Source organism: Catellatospora sp. IY07-71 (assembly GCF_018326265.1).
In the GTDB taxonomy this organism is placed as follows: domain Bacteria; phylum Actinomycetota; class Actinomycetes; order Mycobacteriales; family Micromonosporaceae; genus Catellatospora.
Genome location: NZ_AP023360.1, coordinates 6,610,630 through 6,630,100, shown reverse-complemented (window position 1 = coordinate 6,630,100; position 19,471 = coordinate 6,610,630). Strand labels below are relative to the sequence as shown.

Sequence of the window (19,471 nt, the reverse complement as noted above, 5' to 3'; positions counted from 1 at the left end):
CCGACGGGAGTCGCCGTGTTTCCACAAGCCCCGGCAGCCATGCCCACCCGGCCGCTCGGCCGCACCGGCCTGAACGTGACCACGCTCGGGTTCGGCGCCTCCGGGATCGGCAACCTGGGCCACCCCAGGACCGACCTCGACGCCGCGCGAGCCGTCGGCGCCGCCTGGGACGCGGGCATACGCCTGTTCGACACCGCGCCCCACTACGGGCTCGGCCTGTCGGAACTGCGGCTGGGCGACGCGCTGCGCGAACGGCCCCGCGACGCGTACGTCCTGTCCACCAAGGTCGGCCGGCTGCTGCGGCCCCACCCCGCGCCGACCGGCTCCGATCTCGCCGCCGGCGGCTTCGCCGTGGCCGACGACCTGATCCGGGTATGGGACTTCAGCGCCGACGGAGTCAGCCGGAGCCTTGAGGAGAGCCTCACCCGGCTGGGCGTCGACCGCATCGACGTCGTCTACGTCCACGACCCGGACGACGCCGTCGACGAAGCCGTCAGCCACGCCATTCCCGCTCTGATCAGGCTGCGCGACCAGGGGGTGATCGGCGCGGTCGGCGTGGGCATGAACCAGTGGCAGGCCCCCCTGCGCATGGTGCGTGAGACCGACCTCGACGTCGTCATGCTGGCTGGCCGGTACACGCTGCTCGACCGGTCGGGCGAGCAGCTGCTCGACGAGTGCGCCGGCAGGGGAGTGGCCGTGGTCGCCGCCGCGCCCTTCAACTCCGGCATCCTCGCCAGGCCGTGGCCGGCCGACGGCGCGCACTTCAACTACGCGCCCGCGCCCGACCCGGTGCTCCAGCGGGCACGGCGGCTGGCCGAGACCTGCCAGGCGCACGACGTCACGCTGCCCGTCGCGGCCCTGCAGTTTCCCCTCCGTCACCCGGCGGTGACCTCTGTCGTCACCGGCATGGGATCGGCCGCGCACGTCGCGGCCGCGGCAGCGGCGATGCGCACCACGGTGCCCACCGGCCTGTGGCAGGCGACGGGGTGAACACCCGGGCCCCGTCGGCATGATGGCCGGCCTTCGCGGCGAGCAGTGCACACCTGGCGCGGATGAAGGCCACGGCGAACACGGGCAGGGCCGGCGCGCACGGCGCCGACCCTGCCCTGACGGCTTCGCGTCCTTTCCCACCTGGTCAGCTGCGCAGGCTCCACTGCTGGTTCGTGCCGCCGTGGCAGCCCCACAGGTGCAGCAGCGTCCCGTTGGCAGTGCCGTACCCGCTCGCGTCTACGCACAGCCCCGACTGCACGCCGGTGATGGTGCCGTTGGCGTTGACGTTCCACTGCTGGTTGGCCTGCCCGTTGCAGTCCCAGATGACCAGGCGGGTGCCGTTGGCGGTGCCCTGACCGGAGGCGTCCAGGCACTTGTTGCCGTACACCGTCAGCTGCTTGCTCGCGGTGTAGGTCCAGCGCTGGTTGGTGCCGCCGGAGCAGTCCCACAGCTGCACCTGGGTGCCGTTGGTCGAGGTGGAGTTCGGCACGTCGACGCAGCGGCCGGATTGCCCGCCGACGATGGTGACGCCCTGCTGGGTGGACGACTGCACCCCGGCCGAGGTCATCACCGTGCGAGCCGCCGTCGGCCAGTTCCCGCCGGTGACGACCACCGTGCCGGTGTTGACGTTGCCGCGCGAGCCGCTGACGATGTTGGTGTTGGTGCTGGTCGTCCAGTTGTTGGTCAGGGTCAGGTTGCCGGTGTTGTTGTTGGCCCAGTGCTGCCCGTAGGCCCACTGCCCGATGTTGTCGAACACGTTGTTCGAGGCCGACAGGTAGCGTGCTCCCTCGTCGAAGTAGAGGCCGAGCCAGCCGTTGGTGTTGCGGAAGTAGTTCTGGTTGATCGTCGAGCCGGGCAGCGCGGACAGGGCGTAGAACGCCGCGCCGTCGGTCATCTGCCGCATGACGTCGTGGACGTGATTGGCCTGCACGCGGTAGTTCTTCGCGATCGTCGCGGTGGTGTATCTCGGCTGGTAGTTGTAGAGGCCGCGATCGATGTAGTCCTGCGAGCCCCCGGCGTCGTTGGCGCCCCAGCCGTAGCCGATCGAGATGCCCGTGTACGGCAGGTTGTAGACCTCGTTGTTGGTCATGGCCGAGTCGGCGGTGTAGGTCATGAGCAGGCCGACGTGGCTGCGGTAGTCGATGGCCACGTCGCGGACGGTGTTGTCGGCGTACACGATGTCGCGGTTGATCATCCGTGAGTCGCCGGGGTGGTGCGCGTCGGCCTGCACGCCACCGGCGATGACGGCGCCGGCCGCGATCTGCTCGAACGTGTTCCCGATGACGTCGACGTCGCCGGCACCGAGGCCGACGCCGGTGGCGTGGGCGTTGGCGTCGTTGCCGATGCCCAGCCCGACCTGGCCCAGGTTGGTGAACCGGTTGCCGGTGAACCTGATCGCGTTGGCCGCCGAGACCTGCACCGCCGCGGGCATCTGGCGCCAGTTGGGCCGGGTGGCCTCGAACTGCTGGCAGCCCGACTGGCACGAGTTCAGCCAGTCCGACGGACGGGCCCAGGTGCCGTAGATGTAAGCGCCGGTCTGCTGGTCGGCGTAGCCCTGGCCGGTGTTGGGCTGCAGCCAGCTGGTGTGGGAGAACTGCAGGCCGGAGAAGGACAGGTGATGGGCCGGCGACGCGTAGGTGCCGCCCACCCGCAGCAGTGACTCCAGCCGCGGCAGCTGCACCTCGGCCGTGGCCATGTTCTCGCCGCTGAGCGGCTTGTAGTAGAGCTGTCCGGCGGAGGTGTCCAGATACCACTCGCCGGCGGCGTCGAGGAACTCCCGCGCGTTGACCAGGTACAGCGGCCCGGCGCGGAACGGCCTGCTGAGAGTGTCGTAGCCGAAGGTGTTGTTGTTCCAGGCCGGCTGCTCCATGGTGATCACGTTGTTGCTGATGGACTGCACCGGCACGTACCGGTCGGTGAACGAGTTCACCGACTCCAGCTCGACGCGGTCCTCGGCGGCGATGTTGTTCAGGTACGACAGCGCGCTGCTGGAGAACGTCATGCCGCTGGTCGTCATCGTGAAATCGGCGCGGTTGACCTGGGTGCGGGCCCGGGTCGCGATGCGGCCGTTGACGTAGAGCTGGCGGCTGTCGAATCCGGTCCCGGCGGCGGCCCGCCAGATGTTCTGCCCGGCGTCGACCTGGGTCCATCCGGTGACCCGCTGCCCGCCCGAGATGACGGGCAGGGCGCCCGGCGCGGCCTGCCAGAACACGGTGTAGCCGTTGGTGCCCGAGTCGGCCGAGGTGAACGTCAGCGGCGTGGACAGGGCGTAGGTGCCACCGGCGAGCTGCACCACGATGTCCCCGCTCATCGTCGGCGCGAGCGCGCGCACCGACGACTGGGCCTGGGCCAGCGAGCACGGTTGCGCCGCCGAGCACGCGGTGCCGGATCCCGTGGGGGAGGCGTGCAGGGTCGTCATGACGGCGGCGCCGGCCGGCGCGGCGGACAGTGCCGATGCGGCGGTGAGCACGGCGGTGAGGTACAGGGGGAGCAGCCGGGACCGGCGATCCGGCGGTCGATGTGCGCGGCTGGGAGCAATAGCCACGATGGCGTCCTTCCACGAGTTCGAGCTGCTGGGGGTGCGGGACAGACATGGGTGGCCCACGTTCGGCGAGAACAGAGCCACCGATGGCGTGCATCACATCACACGTATGACGTCATAGCAATTGCGACCATCGCGTCAGTCGATCGCCGACGTCAGAACAGGAACGGCCGGCGGCCGGCGCGCGGCCGGCCACCGGCCTGGGTGGGCCTTACTGGAACGAGGCGTCGTCGAGGTAGTAGCCGTCGGTCCCGGCTGCCGTCTCCACGTAGAGGCTCGCGCCCGACAACGTCCCGGTCCAGGAGACGGTCGCGGTGCCGGTCAGCTGGGTCCATCCACCCGAGTTCACCGTCGCGGCGGGGGTGAGCTGCACGTAAGAGGTCGAGCCGTTGGCGGTCAGGGCGAGGGTGACCTTCGCCGACGGCGTCCCGCTCTGGGTGCGTACCCAGACGCTCGTCGTGTAGCTCTTGCCGTTGACGAGCTTGGCGGTGACGTCCTGGCGGATGCCGTTCCAGGAGGCGGTGCGGCCGGTGATGGCCAGCGACCTGCTGCCGCCGTGCACTACGGACGTGTTCGATGCCAGCGTGCCGCTGCCGAACACGGCCCACCCGGTCGTGCCGGCCTCCATGTCGGCGTTGGCCAGCTGGTTGCCGCCGGAGACGCCGCCGCCGAACTGCCACCAGTTCACGTTGAACAGGCCGCCGCCGCTGCCGGTGAACCGCAGATACAGATCACGGGTGCCGGTCGCCCCCGAGACCCCGCAGGTGACCGTCGCCCAGGTCTGGTAGCCGCCCGTGCCGCCCACCCCGCAGGTGCCCGCCACGGGGCCGGTCAGGCTGTCCAGCCGCAGCTCGATGTTGCCGCCCGCGCCCGCCGAGGCGACCCGTGCGGTGAAGGACGACGCGCCGGTGCCGAAGGCGACGCCCTTGACCTTGATGTAATCCCCGTTGTCGATCCAGCCGACGTTGAGGGTGCCCTCGCTGGCGGGTTCGGTCTCGACGCCCGTCTCCCACGCGATCGTCTCGGCCTCCTGGCGCACATACGGGTTCAGCGTGCCGATCTGCGGCGCGCCGGAGCTCGTCATGTTGATCGTCGGGATGGTGCCGTTGCTGTTGTAGGAGAACTTCTCCACGGCCACCGACCGGGTGTAACCGCCGCCGCCGGGCAGGGCGCCGTTGTGGTAGAAGAAGTACGAACCACCGGCGAAGTCGATGACGCCGGGGTGGTTGGTGAAGCTGCTGCCCTGCCGCGGCATGACGGTCCCGCGGTAGGTCCACGGGCCGGTCGGGCCGGGCGCCGTCGAGTAGCCGATGAACTCCGAGCAGCACTCGGCCGCGAACACGTTGTAGTACAGGCCGTTGCGCTTGTAGACCCAGGGACCCTCCTCGTACAGGGTCGGGCGGCTGGTGTTGCCGGTGCGGGTGCCGAAGCCGGCGGTGGTCAGCGGGATCTGGGTCGGGCTGCCCGAGAACGAGATCATGTCGGAGTTCAGCCGGACGTACCACAGGCGGGGGTTGCCCCAGTACAGGTAGGCCTGCCCGTCGTCGTCGATGAAAACGTTAGGGTCGATCTCGCCGTTCTCCACCAGCGGCCGCCCGAGCGCGTCGGTGAACGGGCCGGTGGGGCTGCTGGACACGCCCACGCCGATGGCCATGCCACCGGTCGCCCGGTTCTTCACCGGCACGTACCAGTAGAACCTGCCGTTGCGGTAGGCCACGTGCCCGGCCCACGCGTCGGCGCTGGCCCAGCTGAAGGTGGACAGGCTCATCGGCACGCCGTGGTCGGTCCAGTTCACCATGTCGGCCGAGGAGTAGACTCGCCACTCCTTCATCGTGAAGTAGGTCGAGCCGTCCTCGTCGTGGCCGGTGTACAGGTATACCCGGCCGTTGTGGACCAGCGGGGCGGGATCGGCGGTGTAGATGGTCTGCACGATCGGGTTGTCCGCCCCGGCGCTGACCGGCGCGATGGTGAGCGCGAGCAGCAGGCCGACGGCGACGGCGGCGAGCCCCCGCATGCTCCGGCCGGTCCGCGGCATCGGTGGATGTGTCACGAGATCTCCTTGAGGAAGTCGTCGACCTGGTGCGACGCCCGTCCCGGCGTGCCCGGCGCATCTGGTCGCCGCGTGCGCGAGCGGCGGCGAGGGGATCCGCGTTCGCGGTCGACTTTGCTGCAGAACGGAAGCACGCTGTATGACGTCTGCACGCCGCACACCTGGCCCGATCCACCCTGACGTGCTCGATCGTTGCCCTGCCAGCCGATGCGGATGAAGGTGCCGACCATCCCGCGGTCAGTCGAATGTGACCGATAACAGAGCTTGAGTCAAGATGTGACGAAAAGGTTTCGTGTGTGCGCAGGTCAGCTAGACCGTCCACATGAAAGACGATCAACAGGCGGAGATCGATGTCTGCGGGTGGGTTGACAACTGTGATGTTAGCGATAACATCGACCGAGCCGACTACCTGATAACACGTCATATGACGTCGTCCTAAAGCGACACGTGACTCAGGATCGGCAGGATCGGCAAGTTTTCGTCGAGGCGTACCGGCGGCGCGGGACCCATCGACTGGCGATCTGTGATGGCTCCATCCGCCGTCAGAGGCCGCCACCTGTCAGGTGCGGCACCTGACAGGCAGCACCCCCACGGCATCGGCGCGATGGTTCGCGCCCGCCTGGCCATCACTTGTCAGGAAGGGTCTTCATGTCCATCAGGGACGGCCTCCCCCCGCACCGCACCAGACGATGGTTCTCCGCAGGCTCAGCGCTGCTGCTGACCGCGACCGGCGCGACCGCCATTCTCGCCGCGGGACCCGCCGGTCTCGGCGGCCCCGCGCCGGCGCAGGCGCACACCATCGTCAGCACCGACTACCAGCAGGTTACCCTCGCCAAAGGCGTGTCCGAGGTGGGTGAGCCGATGACGCTGGCCGTGCTGCCGGACCGGTCGGTCCTGCACACGGCACGCAACGGCACGCTGCGCCGCACCGACGCGGCCGGCAACACCTCCGTCGTCGGGAACATCCCGGTCTACACCCATGACGAGGAGGGCCTGCACGGCGTCGGGGTCGACCCGAACTTCGCCACGAACCGCCACATCTACCTGTACTACGCGCCGCCGCTGTCGACGCCGAGCGGCGACGCGCCGTCCACCGGCAGCAACTGGTCGGCCTGGCAGGGCGTCAACCGGCTCTCCCGGTTCACGCTCAACTCCGACTTCACCGTCAACCAGGCGAGCAAGGTCGACATCCTGGACGTCGCCGCGGACCGGGGCATGTGCTGTCACACCGGCGGCGACATCGACTTCGACGCCGCCGGCAACCTGTACCTGTCCACCGGCGACGACACCAACCCGTTCGAGTCGGCCGGCTATTCCCCGCTCGACGAGCGGACCAACCGCAATCCCGCCTACGACGCGCAGCGCTCCGCGGCCAACACCAACGACCTGCGCGGCAAGATCCTGCGCATCAAGGTCAACGCCAACGGGTCGTACTCGATTCCGGACGGCAACATGTTCGTCGACTCCGACAGCCGGACCCGTCCCGAGATCTACGCGATGGGCTTCCGCAACCCGTTCCGGATCAGCGTCGACAAGGCCACCGGCGTGGTCTACGTCGGCGACTACGGCCCGGACGCCGGCAGCACCAGCAGCCGGGGCCCCAGCGGGCAGGTCGAGTTCAACCGGGTCACCGGACCGGGCTTCTACGGCTGGCCGTACTGCACCGGCACCAACACCTCCAACGAGACCTACGCCGAGTGGGACTTCGCGTCCAACACCGCCGGATCGAAGTACAACTGCGGCGGCGGCCCGACCAACAACTCGTTCCGCAACACCGGCCTGCCCACCCTGCCCGCCGCCAAGACGGCCTGGATCCGCTACGCCGGCGACGCCAGCAGCCCGTCGGAGTTCGGCAGCGGCTCGGAGTCTCCGATGGGCGGCCCGGTCTACCGGTACGACGCGTCCTCGTCCTCCAGCACCAAGTTCCCCCAGGGCTTCGACGGCCAGTTCTTCGCCGGTGAGTTCGGCCGGGGCTGGATCAAGCCGATCCACGTCAACTCCGACGGCAGCCGGGGCGCCATCGAGACGTTCCCCTGGATCGGCAAGCAGGTCATGGACATGGCCTTCGGGCCCGACGGCGCGCTGTACGTGCTCGACTACGGCACCGGCTACTACAACGGCGACGCCAACTCGGCCCTGTACCGCTTCGACTACGTGGGCAGCGGCAACCGGGCCCCGACCGCCGTGGCGAGCGCCGACCGCACCTCCGGCACCGCCCCGCTGACGGTCAACTTCTCCTCGTCGGGATCGTCGGACCCCGAAGGCGGGGCGCTGACCTACTCCTGGGCCTTCGGCGACGGCACCACCTCCACGGCCGCCAACCCGAGCAAGACCTACACCGCCAACGGCACGTACAACGTCACGCTGACGGTCCGGGACCCGCAGGGCGCCACCGGTTCGGCGAGCGTGCAGATCGGCGTCGGCAACACCGCGCCGACCGTGACCATCAACAGCCCCGCCAACGGGCAGCTGTTCGGCTTCGGCGACACCGTGTCGTTCAGCATCACGGCGACCGACCCGGAGGACGCCTCGATCGACTGCGGCAGGGTCAAGATGACCTACGTGCTCGGCCATGACAGCCACGGCCACCAGATCACGTCCCAGACCGGGTGCACCGGCACGATCGCGGTCCCCGTCGACGGCGAGCACGACGACGCGGCCAACATCTTCGGGGTCTTCGACGCCGAGTACACCGACGCCGGCGGCCTGACCACGCACACCCAGCACACCCTGCAGCCGCGCAAGCGCCAGGCCGAGCACTTCAAGACCTCGTCCGGCATCGCCACCTTCGACAAGAGCGCCGCCGAGGGTGGCAAGACCGTCGGCGACATCCACAACGGGGACTGGATCGCGTTCCAGCCGTACCGGATCAACAACGTGACCGGGTTCAGCGCCCGCGTCTCCTCCGCGGGCAGCGGCGGCACGCTCCAGATCCGGGCCGGCTCGGCCACCGGCACCGTGCTCGGCTCGGCGACCGTGCCGGTCACCGGCTCGTGGGACACCTTCACCACGGTCAACGGCACGATCAGCAGCCCGCCGACCGGCACCACCACCCTGTACCTGACCTTCGCCGGGTCCGGCACCGGGTTCCTGTACGACGTCGACTCGTTCACCCTGGCCACCGGTACCGCTCCCGCGGGGACCGGCCCGGTCAAGGGTCTGGCGGGCAAGTGCCTGGACGTGCGTGGCGGTGCGTCGGCCGACGGGACGCAGATCCAGATCTACACGTGCAGCGGGGCTGCCGGGCAGACGTGGACGGTGTCGGGTTCGACGCTGCGGGCGCTGGGCAAGTGCCTGGACGTCAACGGTGGCGGGACGGCGAACGGTACGAAGATCCAGTTGTGGACGTGCAACGGCGGCGCGGCGCAGAACTGGACCTACCAGGCATCGGATCAGACGCTTCGCAACCCGCAGTCGGGCAAGTGCCTGGACGTGTCCGGTAACAACTCGGCCGACGGCACGATCGTGGCCCTGTGGACCTGCAACGGCGGCGCCAACCAGAAGTGGATCCTGCCCTGACGCGACGGGCCCCTCACCGGCGTACGAGCGCAGGTGAGGGGCCCGCCTCGCCTCTCATCCCAAGGAGAGTTCCCATGCACAGACTCCTGCGACCGGCACTCGGCGCGGCCACCGCTGTCCTCGCCGCCCTCGCCGTCACCGTCCCGGCCGGCCCGGCCGGCGCCGCTGACGCGCCCTACGACGTGCTCGTCTTCTCCAAGACCGCCGGCTTCCGGCACGACTCGATCGCGGCCGGCATCTCGGCGATCCAGGCGCTCGGCGCGGCGAACAGCTTCACCGTCACCGCCACCGAGGACGCCGCCGCCTTCACCACCGGCAACCTCGCCCAGTACGAGGCGGTCGTCTTCCTCAACACCACCGGCGACGTCCTCAACTCCAGCCAGCAGACCGCGTTCGAGTCCTACATCGGCTCCGGCGGCGGCTTCGTCGGCGTGCACGCCGCCGCCGACACCGAGTACAGCTGGCCGTTCTACGGCAACCTCGTCGGGGCCTACTTCGCCTCTCACCCGGCGATCCAGCAGGCCAACATCAAGGTCGAGAACCGGGCGCACCCGGCCACGGCACACCTGCCGCAGACCTGGACGCGCACCGAGGAGTGGTACAACTACCAGACCAACGCCCGCTCCACCGCACGGGTGCTGGCCACCGTCGACGAGTCCTCCTACTCGGGCGGCTCCATGGGCGCCGACCACCCGCACGCCTGGTGCAAGACCTACAACGGCGGGCGGGCCTTCTACACCGGCGGCGGGCACTCGCAGTCGGCGTACTCCGAGACGGCGTTCCGCAGCCACCTGCTGGGCGGCATCCGCTACGCGGCCGGCCGGGCCAAGGCCGACTGCCGCCCGGAGACGGGCTACACCACCCTCTACAACGGCTCGACCACGGGCTGGTCGCAGACCGGGCCCGGCAGCTTCGGCAACTCCGACGCCACCCTCACCTCGTCGGGCGGCATGGGCATGCTCTGGTACACCACCCGCGAGTACGTCAACTACTCGCTCAAGCTGGACTGGCGGGTGCCGGGCGACGACAACTCGGGGGTCGTCATCGGGTTCCCCGCCGGCAGCACCCCGCAGGGGGCGCTGGACAACGGCTACGAGGTCCAGATCGACGCGACCGACTCCGCCGACCGGACCACCGGCGCGATCTACGGCCTGCAGTCCGCCGACCTCGCCGCCCGCGACGCGGCACTCAACCCGCCGGGGGAGTGGAACACCTTCGAACTGCTCGTCGAAGGCGAGCGGCTGCAGGTGTTCCTGAACGGCTCGAAGATCAACGACTACACGAACACCAACGCGGCCCGGTCGATGGCCGGATACATCGGCATCCAGAACCACGGCACGGGTGACGACGTCTCCTACCGCAACATCCGGATCAAGGACCTCGGCGGCACCCCGCCCACCGGCGACATCACCCGGCAGGCCGAGTCGTACTCCTCCGCCGGCGGCGTCTCGGCGCTGGCCAAGTCGGGTGCCAACGGCGGCCAGGTCCTGGGGAACATCGAGTCCGGGGACTGGGCGGCGTACAACGGTCTCGACCTGACCGGTAGCACCTCGTTCCGGGCCCGGGTGGCGTCCGCGGGCGCCGGCGGCACGATCCAGGTCCGGACCGGATCGGTCACCGGGACCGTGCTGGGCAGCGTCACCGTGCCCAACACGGGCAGCTGGACGAACTTCCAGAACGTGACCACCAGCCTGTCGGGCGTTCCGTCGAGCACCCAGAACCTGTACCTGACCTTCACCGGCCCGAGTGGCTTCCTCTTCGACGTGGACGAGTTCGTACTGGTCAAGGGCACCGCCACCAACGGCACCGGTCCGATCAAGGGACTGGCGGGCAAGTGCCTGGACGTGCGCAACGGTTCGTCGGCCGACGGCACGCAGATCCAGCTCTTCACGTGTAACGGGGCTGCCGGGCAGACGTGGACGGTGTCGGGTTCGACGCTGCGGGCGCTGGGCAAGTGCCTGGACGTCAACGGCGGCGGGACCGCGAACGGTACGAAGATCCAGTTGTGGACGTGTACGGGCGGTGCGGCGCAGAACTGGGCGGCGCAGTCCGACGGTTCGCTGCGCAACCCGCAGTCGGGCAAGTGCCTGGACGTGTCGGGCAACAGTTCGGCCGACGGCACGATCGTGACCCTGTGGACCTGCAACGGCGGCGCCAACCAGAAGTGGACCCTGCCGTGACCGGGGCCGGACCCGCCGCTGTCCGCACACCGAGCTCTGTGAGGTAGCCCGATGGACATCCCGAAGGCAGGCCGCTCCCGCTGGGCGGCCGCCGCCACCATGACCCTGGCGCTGGCCGCCGCGGGCCTCACCGTCGCGGTCCAGGCCGAGGTGGCAATGGCCGCGACGGTCGGCACGCCCACGCGGATCGTGGGCGGCCAGTCCGGCCGGTGCCTGGAGGTGCCGAACTCCGGCACCAGCAACGGCCTGCAGACCCAGCTGTGGGACTGCAACGGCAGCGCCGGCCAGGCCTGGACGCTCACCGCAGCTGGCCAGCTGATGGTCTACGGCAACAAGTGCCTCGACGCCTCCGGCCGGGGCACGACCAATGGCACGCAGGCCATCATCTGGGACTGCAACGGCCAGACCAACCAGCAGTGGAACCTCAACGCCAACGGCACCATCACCGGCGTCCAGTCCGGCCTGTGCCTGGACGCCAACGCCGCGGCGACCGCCAACGGCACGAAGGTCCTGCTCTGGGCGTGTCACGGCGGCGCCAACCAGCAGTGGGCGCAATCGGTGCCGGGCTCGCCGAGCCCGACCCCGACCTCGACCCCGCCTCCCGGGGGCGGCCCATGCGACATCTACGCCGCGGGCGGCACACCGTGCATCGCCGCGCACAGCACCACCCGGGCCCTGTACCGCTCGTACACCGGCAACCTGTACCAGGTCCGGCGTTCCTCCGACAACACCACGCGCAACATCGGCGTGCTGACCACCGGGGGAACGGCCGACGCGGCGGCCCAGGACTCGTTCTGCGCCGGCACCACGTGCGTCATCACGGTGCTGTTCGACCAGTCCGGGCGCGGCAACGACCTGTGGTACCAGGGTTCCAGCGTCGTCCCCGGATCACCGCAGAGCCGCCCGGCCGTGGCGACCACCGAGTCGCTGACGGTCGGCGGCAGCAAGGCGTACTCGCTGTACATCAACCCCGGCAACAGCTACTGGCGCGACGGCCACCTGACGGGCGTCCCGACCGGGAGCGCACCCGAGGGCATGTACATGGTCACCAGCGGCACCCATGTCAACAGCGGCTGCTGCTTCGACTACGGCAACAGCGAGACCACCCGCAAGGCCGACGCGGCCGGCGCCATGGACGCGATCTACTTCGGCACGAGCTGCTGGTTCGGCGGCTGCTCGGGTTCCGGGCCCTGGGTGCAGGCCGATCTCGAATGGGGCCTGTTCCCCGGCGGCAGCAGCACCTGGAACCCGAACCAGCGGGCGTTCACCAGCAAGTTCGTCACGGCGACGCTGAAGAACAACGGCGTCTCGCGATTCGCGATCAAGGGCAGCAACGCCCAGTCCGGCAGTCTGTACACGCTCTGGGACGGCGCGCTTCCCAGCGGATACAGCCCCATGAAGAAGCAGGGCGCCATCGTGCTCGGCAGCGGCGGTGACTGCTGCAAGCCCGATGGCGGCGCCAACGCCAGCGCAGGAACGTTCTACGAGGGCGCGATGGTTGCGGGCTACCCGTCCGATGCCACCGAGAACGCCGTCCAGGCGAACATCGTCGCCGCGGGCTATCGATGAACCGGGCCGGCCCTCGGCTCTGACCGCACCAGCAGTGCCGCCGCGACACAGCGGCGGCACTGCGCGGCCGAGCCGTGCGGGATCGGTGATCGCCGCCACCGGGGCCCGCGTGCTCGTCGTGCGGCGGGGCATGCCTGCGCACCGCGCCGCGACGCGCGATGCTGAGAGGGTGGAGATTCTCAGCAGCCGCATCCTGCTCCGCCCATCCGAGGTGGCGCGGTCTCACCGGTTCTATCGCGACGTTCTCGGGCTGGCCGTCTACCGCGAGTTCGGGTCGCCCGACCATCCGGGCCTCGTCTTCTTCCTGGGTCAGGGACTGCTTGAGGTCTCCGGGGGCGCCGACGGCCGGCAGGGCGGCCCGGTGGAGATCTGGCTGCAGGTCCGCGACCTGCGGGCCGAGCGGGCGCGCCTCGCGGCGCAGGGCGTGGCGATCCTGCGCGAGCCGCGACGGGAGCCGTGGGGCCTGGACGAGATGTGGATCGAAGATCCGGACGGCGTGCGGATCGTGCTGGTCGAGATCCCCGCCGACCACCCGTTGCGCCGCGACACCCGCTGACACCTGCCCCGGCGGCTTCGGCGACATCCGGCTCGTCCCGTTTCGGCCCCTTGCCGGGGCGAGTTGTGCGGCAGCTGATGTGCACGGTCGACAAGGATCAGGTCTTGCGCCGCTTCAAACGGGTGTGTTCCGAGCTGGAACCGGCGGGCAAGGGCGGCCCCGCTGCTCGTTTCCCAAGGTCGACTTGCTCGTTCCTCCTGGCAGGAGCCGCCCAAACGGGCGGCGTCCGGCGGAGCGGACAGTCGCTCCGCGACAGCTTCGCGAGCGCCGCGGCCGCGGCACAAGGGGTGCCCCATGGTCGACCGCAGGCGGATCCTCCAGGCGACGGCGGCGGTGGGCGCCGCCACGGTGCTCTCGCAGCAGGGCGGCTGGGCCTGGGCGATGCGCGCGGGGCGCGCGGGGACCCTCGCCCCGAACAAGATCCGCAAGTACGTCACGCCGTTGCGGTTGCCGTCGGTGCTGTCACCCGCCCGCCAGGAGACGGGCGGCCCCGCCCACTACCTGGTCGCCGTGCGCCAGTTCCGCCAGCAGATCCTCCCCGAGGGCCTGCCGCGCACCACTGTATGGGGCTACGGCGACATGTCGCAGGGCGGCTTCCGCACCCCCTCGGCCACCATCGAGGCGACGGTGGACCGTCCGGTGCGGGTCACCTGGATCAATGACCTCCGCGACGGTTCCGGCGCCTTCCGGCCGCACCTGCTGGCCGTCGACCCGACGCTGCACTGGGCCAACCCGCCGGGCGGCGTCACCGGCCGGGACACCCGCCCCAGCCACACGTCGACGCCCGGGCCCTACCGGGGGCCGGTGCCGATCATCACGCACCTGCACGGAGGGCGCTCGCCCCAGGACAGCTGCGGCTACCCGGAGGCCTGGTACCTGCCGGACGCACGGAACATCCCGCGCGGCCACGCCAGGGTGGGCAGCTTCTACGACCAGTTCGGCGACGAGTTCGCCCAGCGCCACGGCGTCGCCTGGAAGCCGGGTGCGGCGACTTTCCAGTACGACAACGACCAGCGCGCCGCGACACTGTGGTACCACGACCACGCCCTGGGCGTCACCCGTGTCAACGTCTACGCGGGCCTGGCCGGGTTCTACCTGCTGCGCGGCGGCGCGGCGGACCTGCCGCCGGGCGTCCTCCCCGGGCCCGCGCCCCGGGCGGGCGACGAGCCGGGCACCCGGTACCACGAAATCCCCCTGGTGATCCAGGATCGTTCGTTCAACACCGACGGCTCGCTGTTCTACCCGGGCAGCCGGGCGTTCACCGACCAGGCCGGCCCCTACATACCGGACGGCCCGTTCCCGCCGATCTGGAACCCGGCGTTTCTCGGCGACACCATGACGGTCAACGGCAGCACCTGGCCGGTGCTGCCGGTCGAGCCGCGCCGTTACCGGCTGCGCCTGCTCAACGGCTGCAACAGCCGCGTGCTGATCATGAAGATCGTGGCGGACCGGCGGGCGAAGCGCCCCGCGTCGCCGTCGTTGCCGATCTGGCAGATCGGCAACGACGGAGGGTTCCTGCCCGAGCCGGTGTCACAGCGGCAGCTGCTGCTCGGCCCGGCCGAGCGCGCCGACGTGGTCGTCGACTTCACGGGGCTGCGCGAGGGCACCGAGCTGTACCTGATCAACGAGGGTCCGGACGTGCTCTGCAGCGACAGCTTCGACCCCTCCGACATCGCCACCACCGGGCAGATAATGAAGTTCACGGTCGGCCGGCTCACCGGCAGGGACCGCAGCGTCCCGCCGGAGGATCTGGAACTGCCGCGTATCCGGCCGCTCGGGCGCGCGAGCAGGATCCGCCGCCTGGCACTGGACGAGCACCTGGAACACGACCGTTCGATCACCATGACCCTCGGTGCCATCGGCAAGGACGGGCAGGCCCGGCCGCTGCACTGGCACGACCCGATCACCGAACGACCGGCGCTCGACGCGACCGAGATCTGGGAACTGCACAACTGGAGCGCCCACGTGCACCCGGTACACCTGCACGTGGTGCAGTTCGAGGTCCTCGGCCGGGGCGTGGACGGCAACCAGCCGCCACGGCCGGGCGACCGCGGCTTGAAGGACACCGTCCTCACCTTCCCCGGCGAGATCACCCGGGTGAAGGCGACGTTCGACCTGCCCGGGCGTTACGTGTGGCACTGCCACCTGCTGGAGCACGAGGACAACGACATGATGCGGCCGTTTCAGGTGGGTTGACCGCCCGGCCGGCCGCCGCCTCGGTCCACCGGTGCAGCCGGCGCAAGACGTCGTACGACCCGACGATCTCCGCCCAGTCGGTGTCGTGCCGGGTCGGCGCCTTCGCGTGCGGGCCCGCCTACTTTTCCGACGAGTGAGACCGATCGCCGATCGACAGCCGAAGGCGACAAGTTTCACAGCGCCCACCGACGTCGCCGGATCCGGGCGCGGATGCACTCGTCTTTCCACCGCCGGCCGCCCGCCGACCGGTTGATGGCGTGGCGAAGATCCGTTGGCTACGCTGCGCCGATGTTGTTTGTGGATGGTCAGTCCAACGAGCGGCTCGTGCTGGATGGAGCATGGTTCGAGAAGCTGCACGGCGGTCAGTCGAAGACCCGCGTGCCGGCCTCGTCGTTCCGAAGCGTGACATGGCAGGACATCGACCGCCGGGTACGCCTGTTCAGCAGCGAACGAGAGCAGCTCGTCTCGGTGACGCTGTCGTTCGACGGCGGCCCGTTCGTGGGATTCGTCGCGCCTGCGGAGAAGCGCCCGCAGCTCGAGGCCATCGTCGCGGGTCTCGAAGCGGCCCGCACCACAGGCTGAGCGGCACCCGCCGGCTGGCGGGCTCAGCGGTCGCGGCCGACCGAGCGTCCTGGGGATGCCGTCCCGGCACGGCCGGCTGGACGCGATCGAGGGCACCGCCGGGGCACGACCATGGAATGGCTGCTCAGCCGAGGATGAGCTGCCCGTCCTTGACGGCCACGGCTGTCGAGCCGAGCGGCAGGGTGGCCGGGCCGGTGAGGACCGAGCCGTCGGTCGCCGAGAAGCGGCTGCCGTGGCAGCGGCAGATGATCTGGTCGTTCTCCACGGCGGCGACCTGGCAGCCCCAATGTGTGCAGATCGACGTGAACGCCCTGAAGTCGCCTGCGAAGGGCTGGGTGACTACGACCATCGCGGTGCCGTAGACCTTGCCCCCGCCGACCGGGATGTCGGCAGCCGGCCCGAGCGCGACGGGATCGGCCGCAGGGGCGGCAGAATCCGGGGCGGCGGGGGAGCTCGCGCCTACCAGGCCCCCTGCCGCTGCCGCGCCTACACCGGTCAGCAGTGTTCGTCTTGTCGAGCCCATGCCGCGCCCCCCGTTGATCGACAACACGCATCGTAACCTGGTCCCTGTGCCAGATGTCCTTTTTGCGGTATTGATCTGGTGCCGGCGGCCGTGATCGCGGTCAAGCCGCTGAGTGGCCCAAGACGAGCACCGGTGACGATGCTCCAGCCTGGAATCGGCTTGGACCGGTTCAGTCGTCCTGATGGCCGTTCCGCTACTTCATCGCCGACAGCAGCTGCTGACACGCGTTCTCGCAGTCACGGCAGGCCTGGGCGCAGATGCGGCAGTGCTCGTGCATGTCGGCGTGCCGCTCGCACTCGTCGGCGCAGGCCCGGCAGGCCATGATGCAGGCCTGCAGCATGGTGCGGCTGATGTTGGCGTCGTAGCCGGTGTGCCGGGACAGCACCCGGGCGGTCGCCGAGCAGATGTCGGCGCAGTCGAGGTTGGTGCGGATGCACTTGGCCAGTTCGGCGATCATCGGCTCGCTCAGGCAGGCGTCAGCGCATGCGGTGCAGGCCTCGCTGCAGGCGATGAGCGTGTCGATGGCCGAGGCCAGCTGCCTGCGGTCGAGGTTGATCTCCGCAGGGTAGGTCTCGAGCATGGGCATGGTCACGTTCGTCATGGCGGGTCTCCTTCTCTGTGCACCGTGAGGTCCATACCCCCGCATCGCGATCTGCATTCGCGGTTCGGGAGGGCCGTCATGCGCACCGGAGCCCGGCGCACCAAGGCCGAGACCGACGCCCGCAGGCTCGGCATCGGCACCATCGCCGCCGAAGTCCTGCTGGAGGACGCTGCCGACGTCTGGCCGTCATTGTGACTGCTGGGGCGCTGACGCCAGGCCGGTCTCGTAGGCGGTGATGACGAGCTGGGCGCGGTCGCGGGCGCCGAGCTTGGTCATGGCCCGGTTGACGTGGGTCTTGGCGGTGTGCGGGCTGAGCACGAGGTGGGCGGCGATCTCGTCGTTGTTCATGCCGGAGGCGACCAGGGCCACGACTTCGCGTTCGCGTTCGGTGAGCGCGGTGAGCCGGTCGGCGGCCGCCGGCCTGCTGTGCTCCGGCTGGGCGAGGAATCGGCTGATGAGCGCCTTGACCGCGGCCGGGGACAGCAGCGATTCGCCGCGGTGGACGGTGCGGATGGCTTGCAGCAGGTCGGCGGGTTCGGCGCTCTTGCCGAGGAAGCCGGCGGCACCGGCGCGCAGCGCGGTGAAGACGTACTCGTCGAGTTCGAACGTGGTCAGGATGAGCACGCGTGTGCCGGCGAGAGCGGGATCGGCGCTGAGGTGGGCGGTGGCGGCCAGGCCGTCGAGGCCCGGCATGCGGATGTCCATGACCACGACGTCCGGTGTGGTGGCCCTGGCCAGTGCGACGGCTTCGGCGCCGTCGGTGGCTTGACCGACCAGGGCCATGTCGGGTGCGGTGTCGATGAAGTAGGCGAACCCGGCTCGTACGAGAGGCTGGTCGTCGGCGAGCAGGACCGTGATGGTCATGTGGCTGCTCCGGTGGTCAGGGGCAGGGTGGCGCAGACGCGGTAGCCGCCGCCCGGTAGCGGGCCTGCGGTGAGGATGCCGCCGAGGGCGGTGACGCGTTCGCGCATGCCGGTCAGCCCGTGGCCCTGGCTCGCATCGGGGCCCTGCCGGTTCGGCCGGCCGGGACTGTTGTCGACGGTGACCTGCAGCGCCTGCGGCTGGTAGGTCCAGCGCAGGATGACGGGAACCGGGCCGGCGTGCTTGCTGACGTTGGTCAGTGACTCCTGGACGACCCGGTAGGCGGTCAGATCGGTCGCGGCCGGGACCGGCCGCGGCTGTCCGTCGGTGTGCTGGGTGATCGCGAGGCCCAGCCGTGCGAAGCCCTGTACCAGGTCGCCGATCCCGGCCAAGCCGCTGGTGGGCTGCACGGGCGGGAGCTGCTCGCCGGGTTGGCGCAGCAGGCCGACGGTGTCGGCGAGGTCGGCCAGGGCGGTCTTGCTGGCCGTGGCGATGTGTGCGACGGCGTCGCGTGCCTGCCTGCCGTGCGGTTGCGTGTCGGCCTGCAGGACGTGGGCGGCCACGCCGGATTGGACGTGGATGAGGGCCAGATGGTGGCCGAGGACGTCGTGCAGCTCGCGGGCGATGCGCAGCCGTTCCTCGGTGACGCGGCGGGCGGCTTCGGCTTCGCGGTCGGCCTGGGCGTGGGCGGCGGCGGCCTGGGCCTCGGCGAGCCAGGCCTGCCGGTGGCGGGAGGCGGTGCCGGCGGCGACGGCCAGGGCGCCGAGCGCGCCGAGGGCGAGGTTCTCGGCGCCGAGCCAGGTGCCGGGCCTGGCCAGCAGGTGGACGCCGGCGAACACCGCCATCACCAGGCCGCCCACGAACAGGGCTCGCTGGCGGCGGGAGGTCTCGGCGACGGTGTACAGCGCGATCAGTGGCGCGGCGAGGATCATCTGCCCGCGGTGGTCGTGGTAGTGCAGCAGGTACGCCTCGGCCGCGAGGATCGAGATCAGCAGGACCGTGAACGGCTGCCAGGTGCGCGCGGCGAGTGCGCCGCAGGCGAGGGCGGCCAGGCTGAGGCCGTGGGCGTCGATGGGGGCGCCGGCCGGTCCGGCGGCCGTGGTGACGAGCGTGACCGTGTAGACCACGGCGGCGATCGCGATGTCGGCGTGCGGGCGGCGTGCGGCGGCGGCGCGCAGCCGTTCCAGCACGGTCATCGCACCAGGTTAAAACCCCGAGTCTGCGGGCCGCATCGCCTGGCGGTGGTAGGTGGCGTACCGCATCCGTGGTACGTCGAAGATGGCGCGCGCAGGCGACGACGCG

Annotated in this window: 14 protein-coding genes; 7 read left to right on the top strand and 7 right to left on the bottom strand. The window is 70.3% G+C overall.

All coding sequences use genetic code 11. From position 1 onward, the window contains the following. The first annotated feature begins 15 nt into the window (after positions 1–15). On the top strand, positions 16–990 hold the full coding sequence (locus CS0771_RS29465; RefSeq protein WP_244871107.1) for an aldo/keto reductase: 975 nt from the start codon (positions 16–18) through the stop codon (positions 988–990). A gap of 145 nt (positions 991–1,135) precedes the next feature. Here the strand turns inward: CS0771_RS29465 and CS0771_RS29460 are convergent, their stop codons facing one another. From CS0771_RS29460 to CS0771_RS29450, 3 genes are all read right to left on the bottom strand, one after another. After that, the gene (locus tag CS0771_RS29460; RefSeq protein ID WP_371821503.1) at positions 1,136–3,535 is read right to left on the bottom strand and encodes an RICIN domain-containing protein; all 2,400 of its coding nucleotides are present in this window, start codon (positions 3,533–3,535) and stop codon (positions 1,136–1,138) included. A 208-nt stretch (positions 3,536–3,743) separates the two neighbouring features. Further along, positions 3,744–5,582 (bottom strand): family 43 glycosylhydrolase, encoded by a 1,839-nt coding sequence (locus tag CS0771_RS29455; RefSeq protein ID WP_371821502.1) that lies wholly within the window; start codon positions 5,580–5,582, stop codon positions 3,744–3,746. Continuing rightward, positions 5,579–5,812: a hypothetical protein gene (locus CS0771_RS29450; RefSeq protein ID WP_212844037.1), complete on the bottom strand. Its 234-nt coding sequence runs from the start codon at positions 5,810–5,812 to the stop codon at positions 5,579–5,581. Before CS0771_RS29450 ends, CS0771_RS29455 begins: the two co-directional genes overlap by 4 nt. Before the next feature lie 418 nt (positions 5,813–6,230). On the opposite strand from CS0771_RS29450, the gene CS0771_RS29445 reads away from it, so the two are divergent. From CS0771_RS29445 to CS0771_RS29420, 6 genes are all read left to right on the top strand, one after another. Next, the gene (locus CS0771_RS29445; protein WP_212844036.1) at positions 6,231–9,101 is read left to right on the top strand and encodes a PQQ-dependent sugar dehydrogenase; all 2,871 of its coding nucleotides are present in this window, start codon (positions 6,231–6,233) and stop codon (positions 9,099–9,101) included. 74 nt (positions 9,102–9,175) lie between these two features. Continuing rightward, entirely contained in the window at positions 9,176–11,281 is a 2,106-nt protein-coding gene (locus tag CS0771_RS29440) for a ThuA domain-containing protein (protein ID WP_212844035.1), read from the top strand. Positions 11,282–11,332: 51 nt separating this feature from the next. Continuing rightward, on the top strand, positions 11,333–12,850 hold the full coding sequence (locus CS0771_RS29435; protein ID WP_212844034.1) for an arabinofuranosidase catalytic domain-containing protein: 1,518 nt from the start codon (positions 11,333–11,335) through the stop codon (positions 12,848–12,850). A 169-nt stretch (positions 12,851–13,019) separates the two neighbouring features. Next, positions 13,020–13,406, top strand: coding sequence for a VOC family protein (locus CS0771_RS29430; RefSeq protein WP_212844033.1), 387 nt, complete (start codon positions 13,020–13,022; stop codon positions 13,404–13,406). Between the two features lie 294 nt (positions 13,407–13,700). Beyond that, on the top strand, positions 13,701–15,602 hold the full coding sequence (locus CS0771_RS29425) for a multicopper oxidase family protein (protein ID WP_212844032.1): 1,902 nt from the start codon (positions 13,701–13,703) through the stop codon (positions 15,600–15,602). Positions 15,603–15,890: 288 nt separating this feature from the next. Then, positions 15,891–16,184 carry a hypothetical protein gene (locus CS0771_RS29420; RefSeq protein ID WP_212844031.1) on the top strand — a complete coding sequence of 98 codons (294 nt, stop codon included), beginning with the start codon at positions 15,891–15,893 and terminating at the stop codon, positions 16,182–16,184. Between the two features lie 124 nt (positions 16,185–16,308). Here CS0771_RS29420 and CS0771_RS29415 read toward each other — a convergent pair whose 3' ends face one another. The 4 genes from CS0771_RS29415 to CS0771_RS29400 all read right to left on the bottom strand — a co-directional run bounded on the left by CS0771_RS29415 (position 16,309) and on the right by CS0771_RS29400 (position 19,365). Next, positions 16,309–16,731, bottom strand: a complete 423-nt coding sequence (locus CS0771_RS29415; protein WP_244871106.1) for a Rieske (2Fe-2S) protein — start codon at positions 16,729–16,731, stop codon at positions 16,309–16,311. Positions 16,732–16,900: 169 nt separating this feature from the next. Further along, positions 16,901–17,308, bottom strand: coding sequence for a four-helix bundle copper-binding protein (locus tag CS0771_RS29410; protein ID WP_212844030.1), 408 nt, complete (start codon positions 17,306–17,308; stop codon positions 16,901–16,903). Positions 17,309–17,494: 186 nt separating this feature from the next. Then, positions 17,495–18,172 (bottom strand): response regulator transcription factor, encoded by a 678-nt coding sequence (locus tag CS0771_RS29405; RefSeq protein ID WP_212844029.1) that lies wholly within the window; start codon positions 18,170–18,172, stop codon positions 17,495–17,497. Then, positions 18,169–19,365: a sensor histidine kinase gene (locus tag CS0771_RS29400; protein WP_212844028.1), complete on the bottom strand. Its 1,197-nt coding sequence runs from the start codon at positions 19,363–19,365 to the stop codon at positions 18,169–18,171. The genes CS0771_RS29405 and CS0771_RS29400 overlap by 4 nt, the downstream gene beginning before the upstream one ends. Positions 19,366–19,471 lie beyond the last annotated feature (106 nt).

Excerpts from the sequence above, each read along its gene's own strand:
- CS0771_RS29405 (WP_212844029.1), bottom strand. The coding sequence starts at position 18,172 with ATGACCATCACGGTCCTGCTCGCCGACGACCAGCCTCTCGTACGAGCC.
- CS0771_RS29425 (WP_212844032.1), top strand. The coding sequence starts at position 13,701 with ATGGTCGACCGCAGGCGGATCCTCCAGGCGACGGCGGCGGTGGGCGCC.
- CS0771_RS29420 (WP_212844031.1), top strand. The coding sequence starts at position 15,891 with ATGTTGTTTGTGGATGGTCAGTCCAACGAGCGGCTCGTGCTGGATGGA.
- CS0771_RS29410 (WP_212844030.1), bottom strand. The coding sequence starts at position 17,308 with ATGACGAACGTGACCATGCCCATGCTCGAGACCTACCCTGCGGAGATC.
- CS0771_RS29445 (WP_212844036.1), top strand. The coding sequence starts at position 6,231 with ATGTCCATCAGGGACGGCCTCCCCCCGCACCGCACCAGACGATGGTTC.
- CS0771_RS29450 (WP_212844037.1), bottom strand. The coding sequence starts at position 5,812 with ATGGTCGGCACCTTCATCCGCATCGGCTGGCAGGGCAACGATCGAGCA.
- CS0771_RS29400 (WP_212844028.1), bottom strand. The coding sequence starts at position 19,365 with ATGACCGTGCTGGAACGGCTGCGCGCCGCCGCCGCACGCCGCCCGCAC.
- CS0771_RS29435 (WP_212844034.1), top strand. The coding sequence starts at position 11,333 with ATGGACATCCCGAAGGCAGGCCGCTCCCGCTGGGCGGCCGCCGCCACC.
- CS0771_RS29440 (WP_212844035.1), top strand. The coding sequence starts at position 9,176 with ATGCACAGACTCCTGCGACCGGCACTCGGCGCGGCCACCGCTGTCCTC.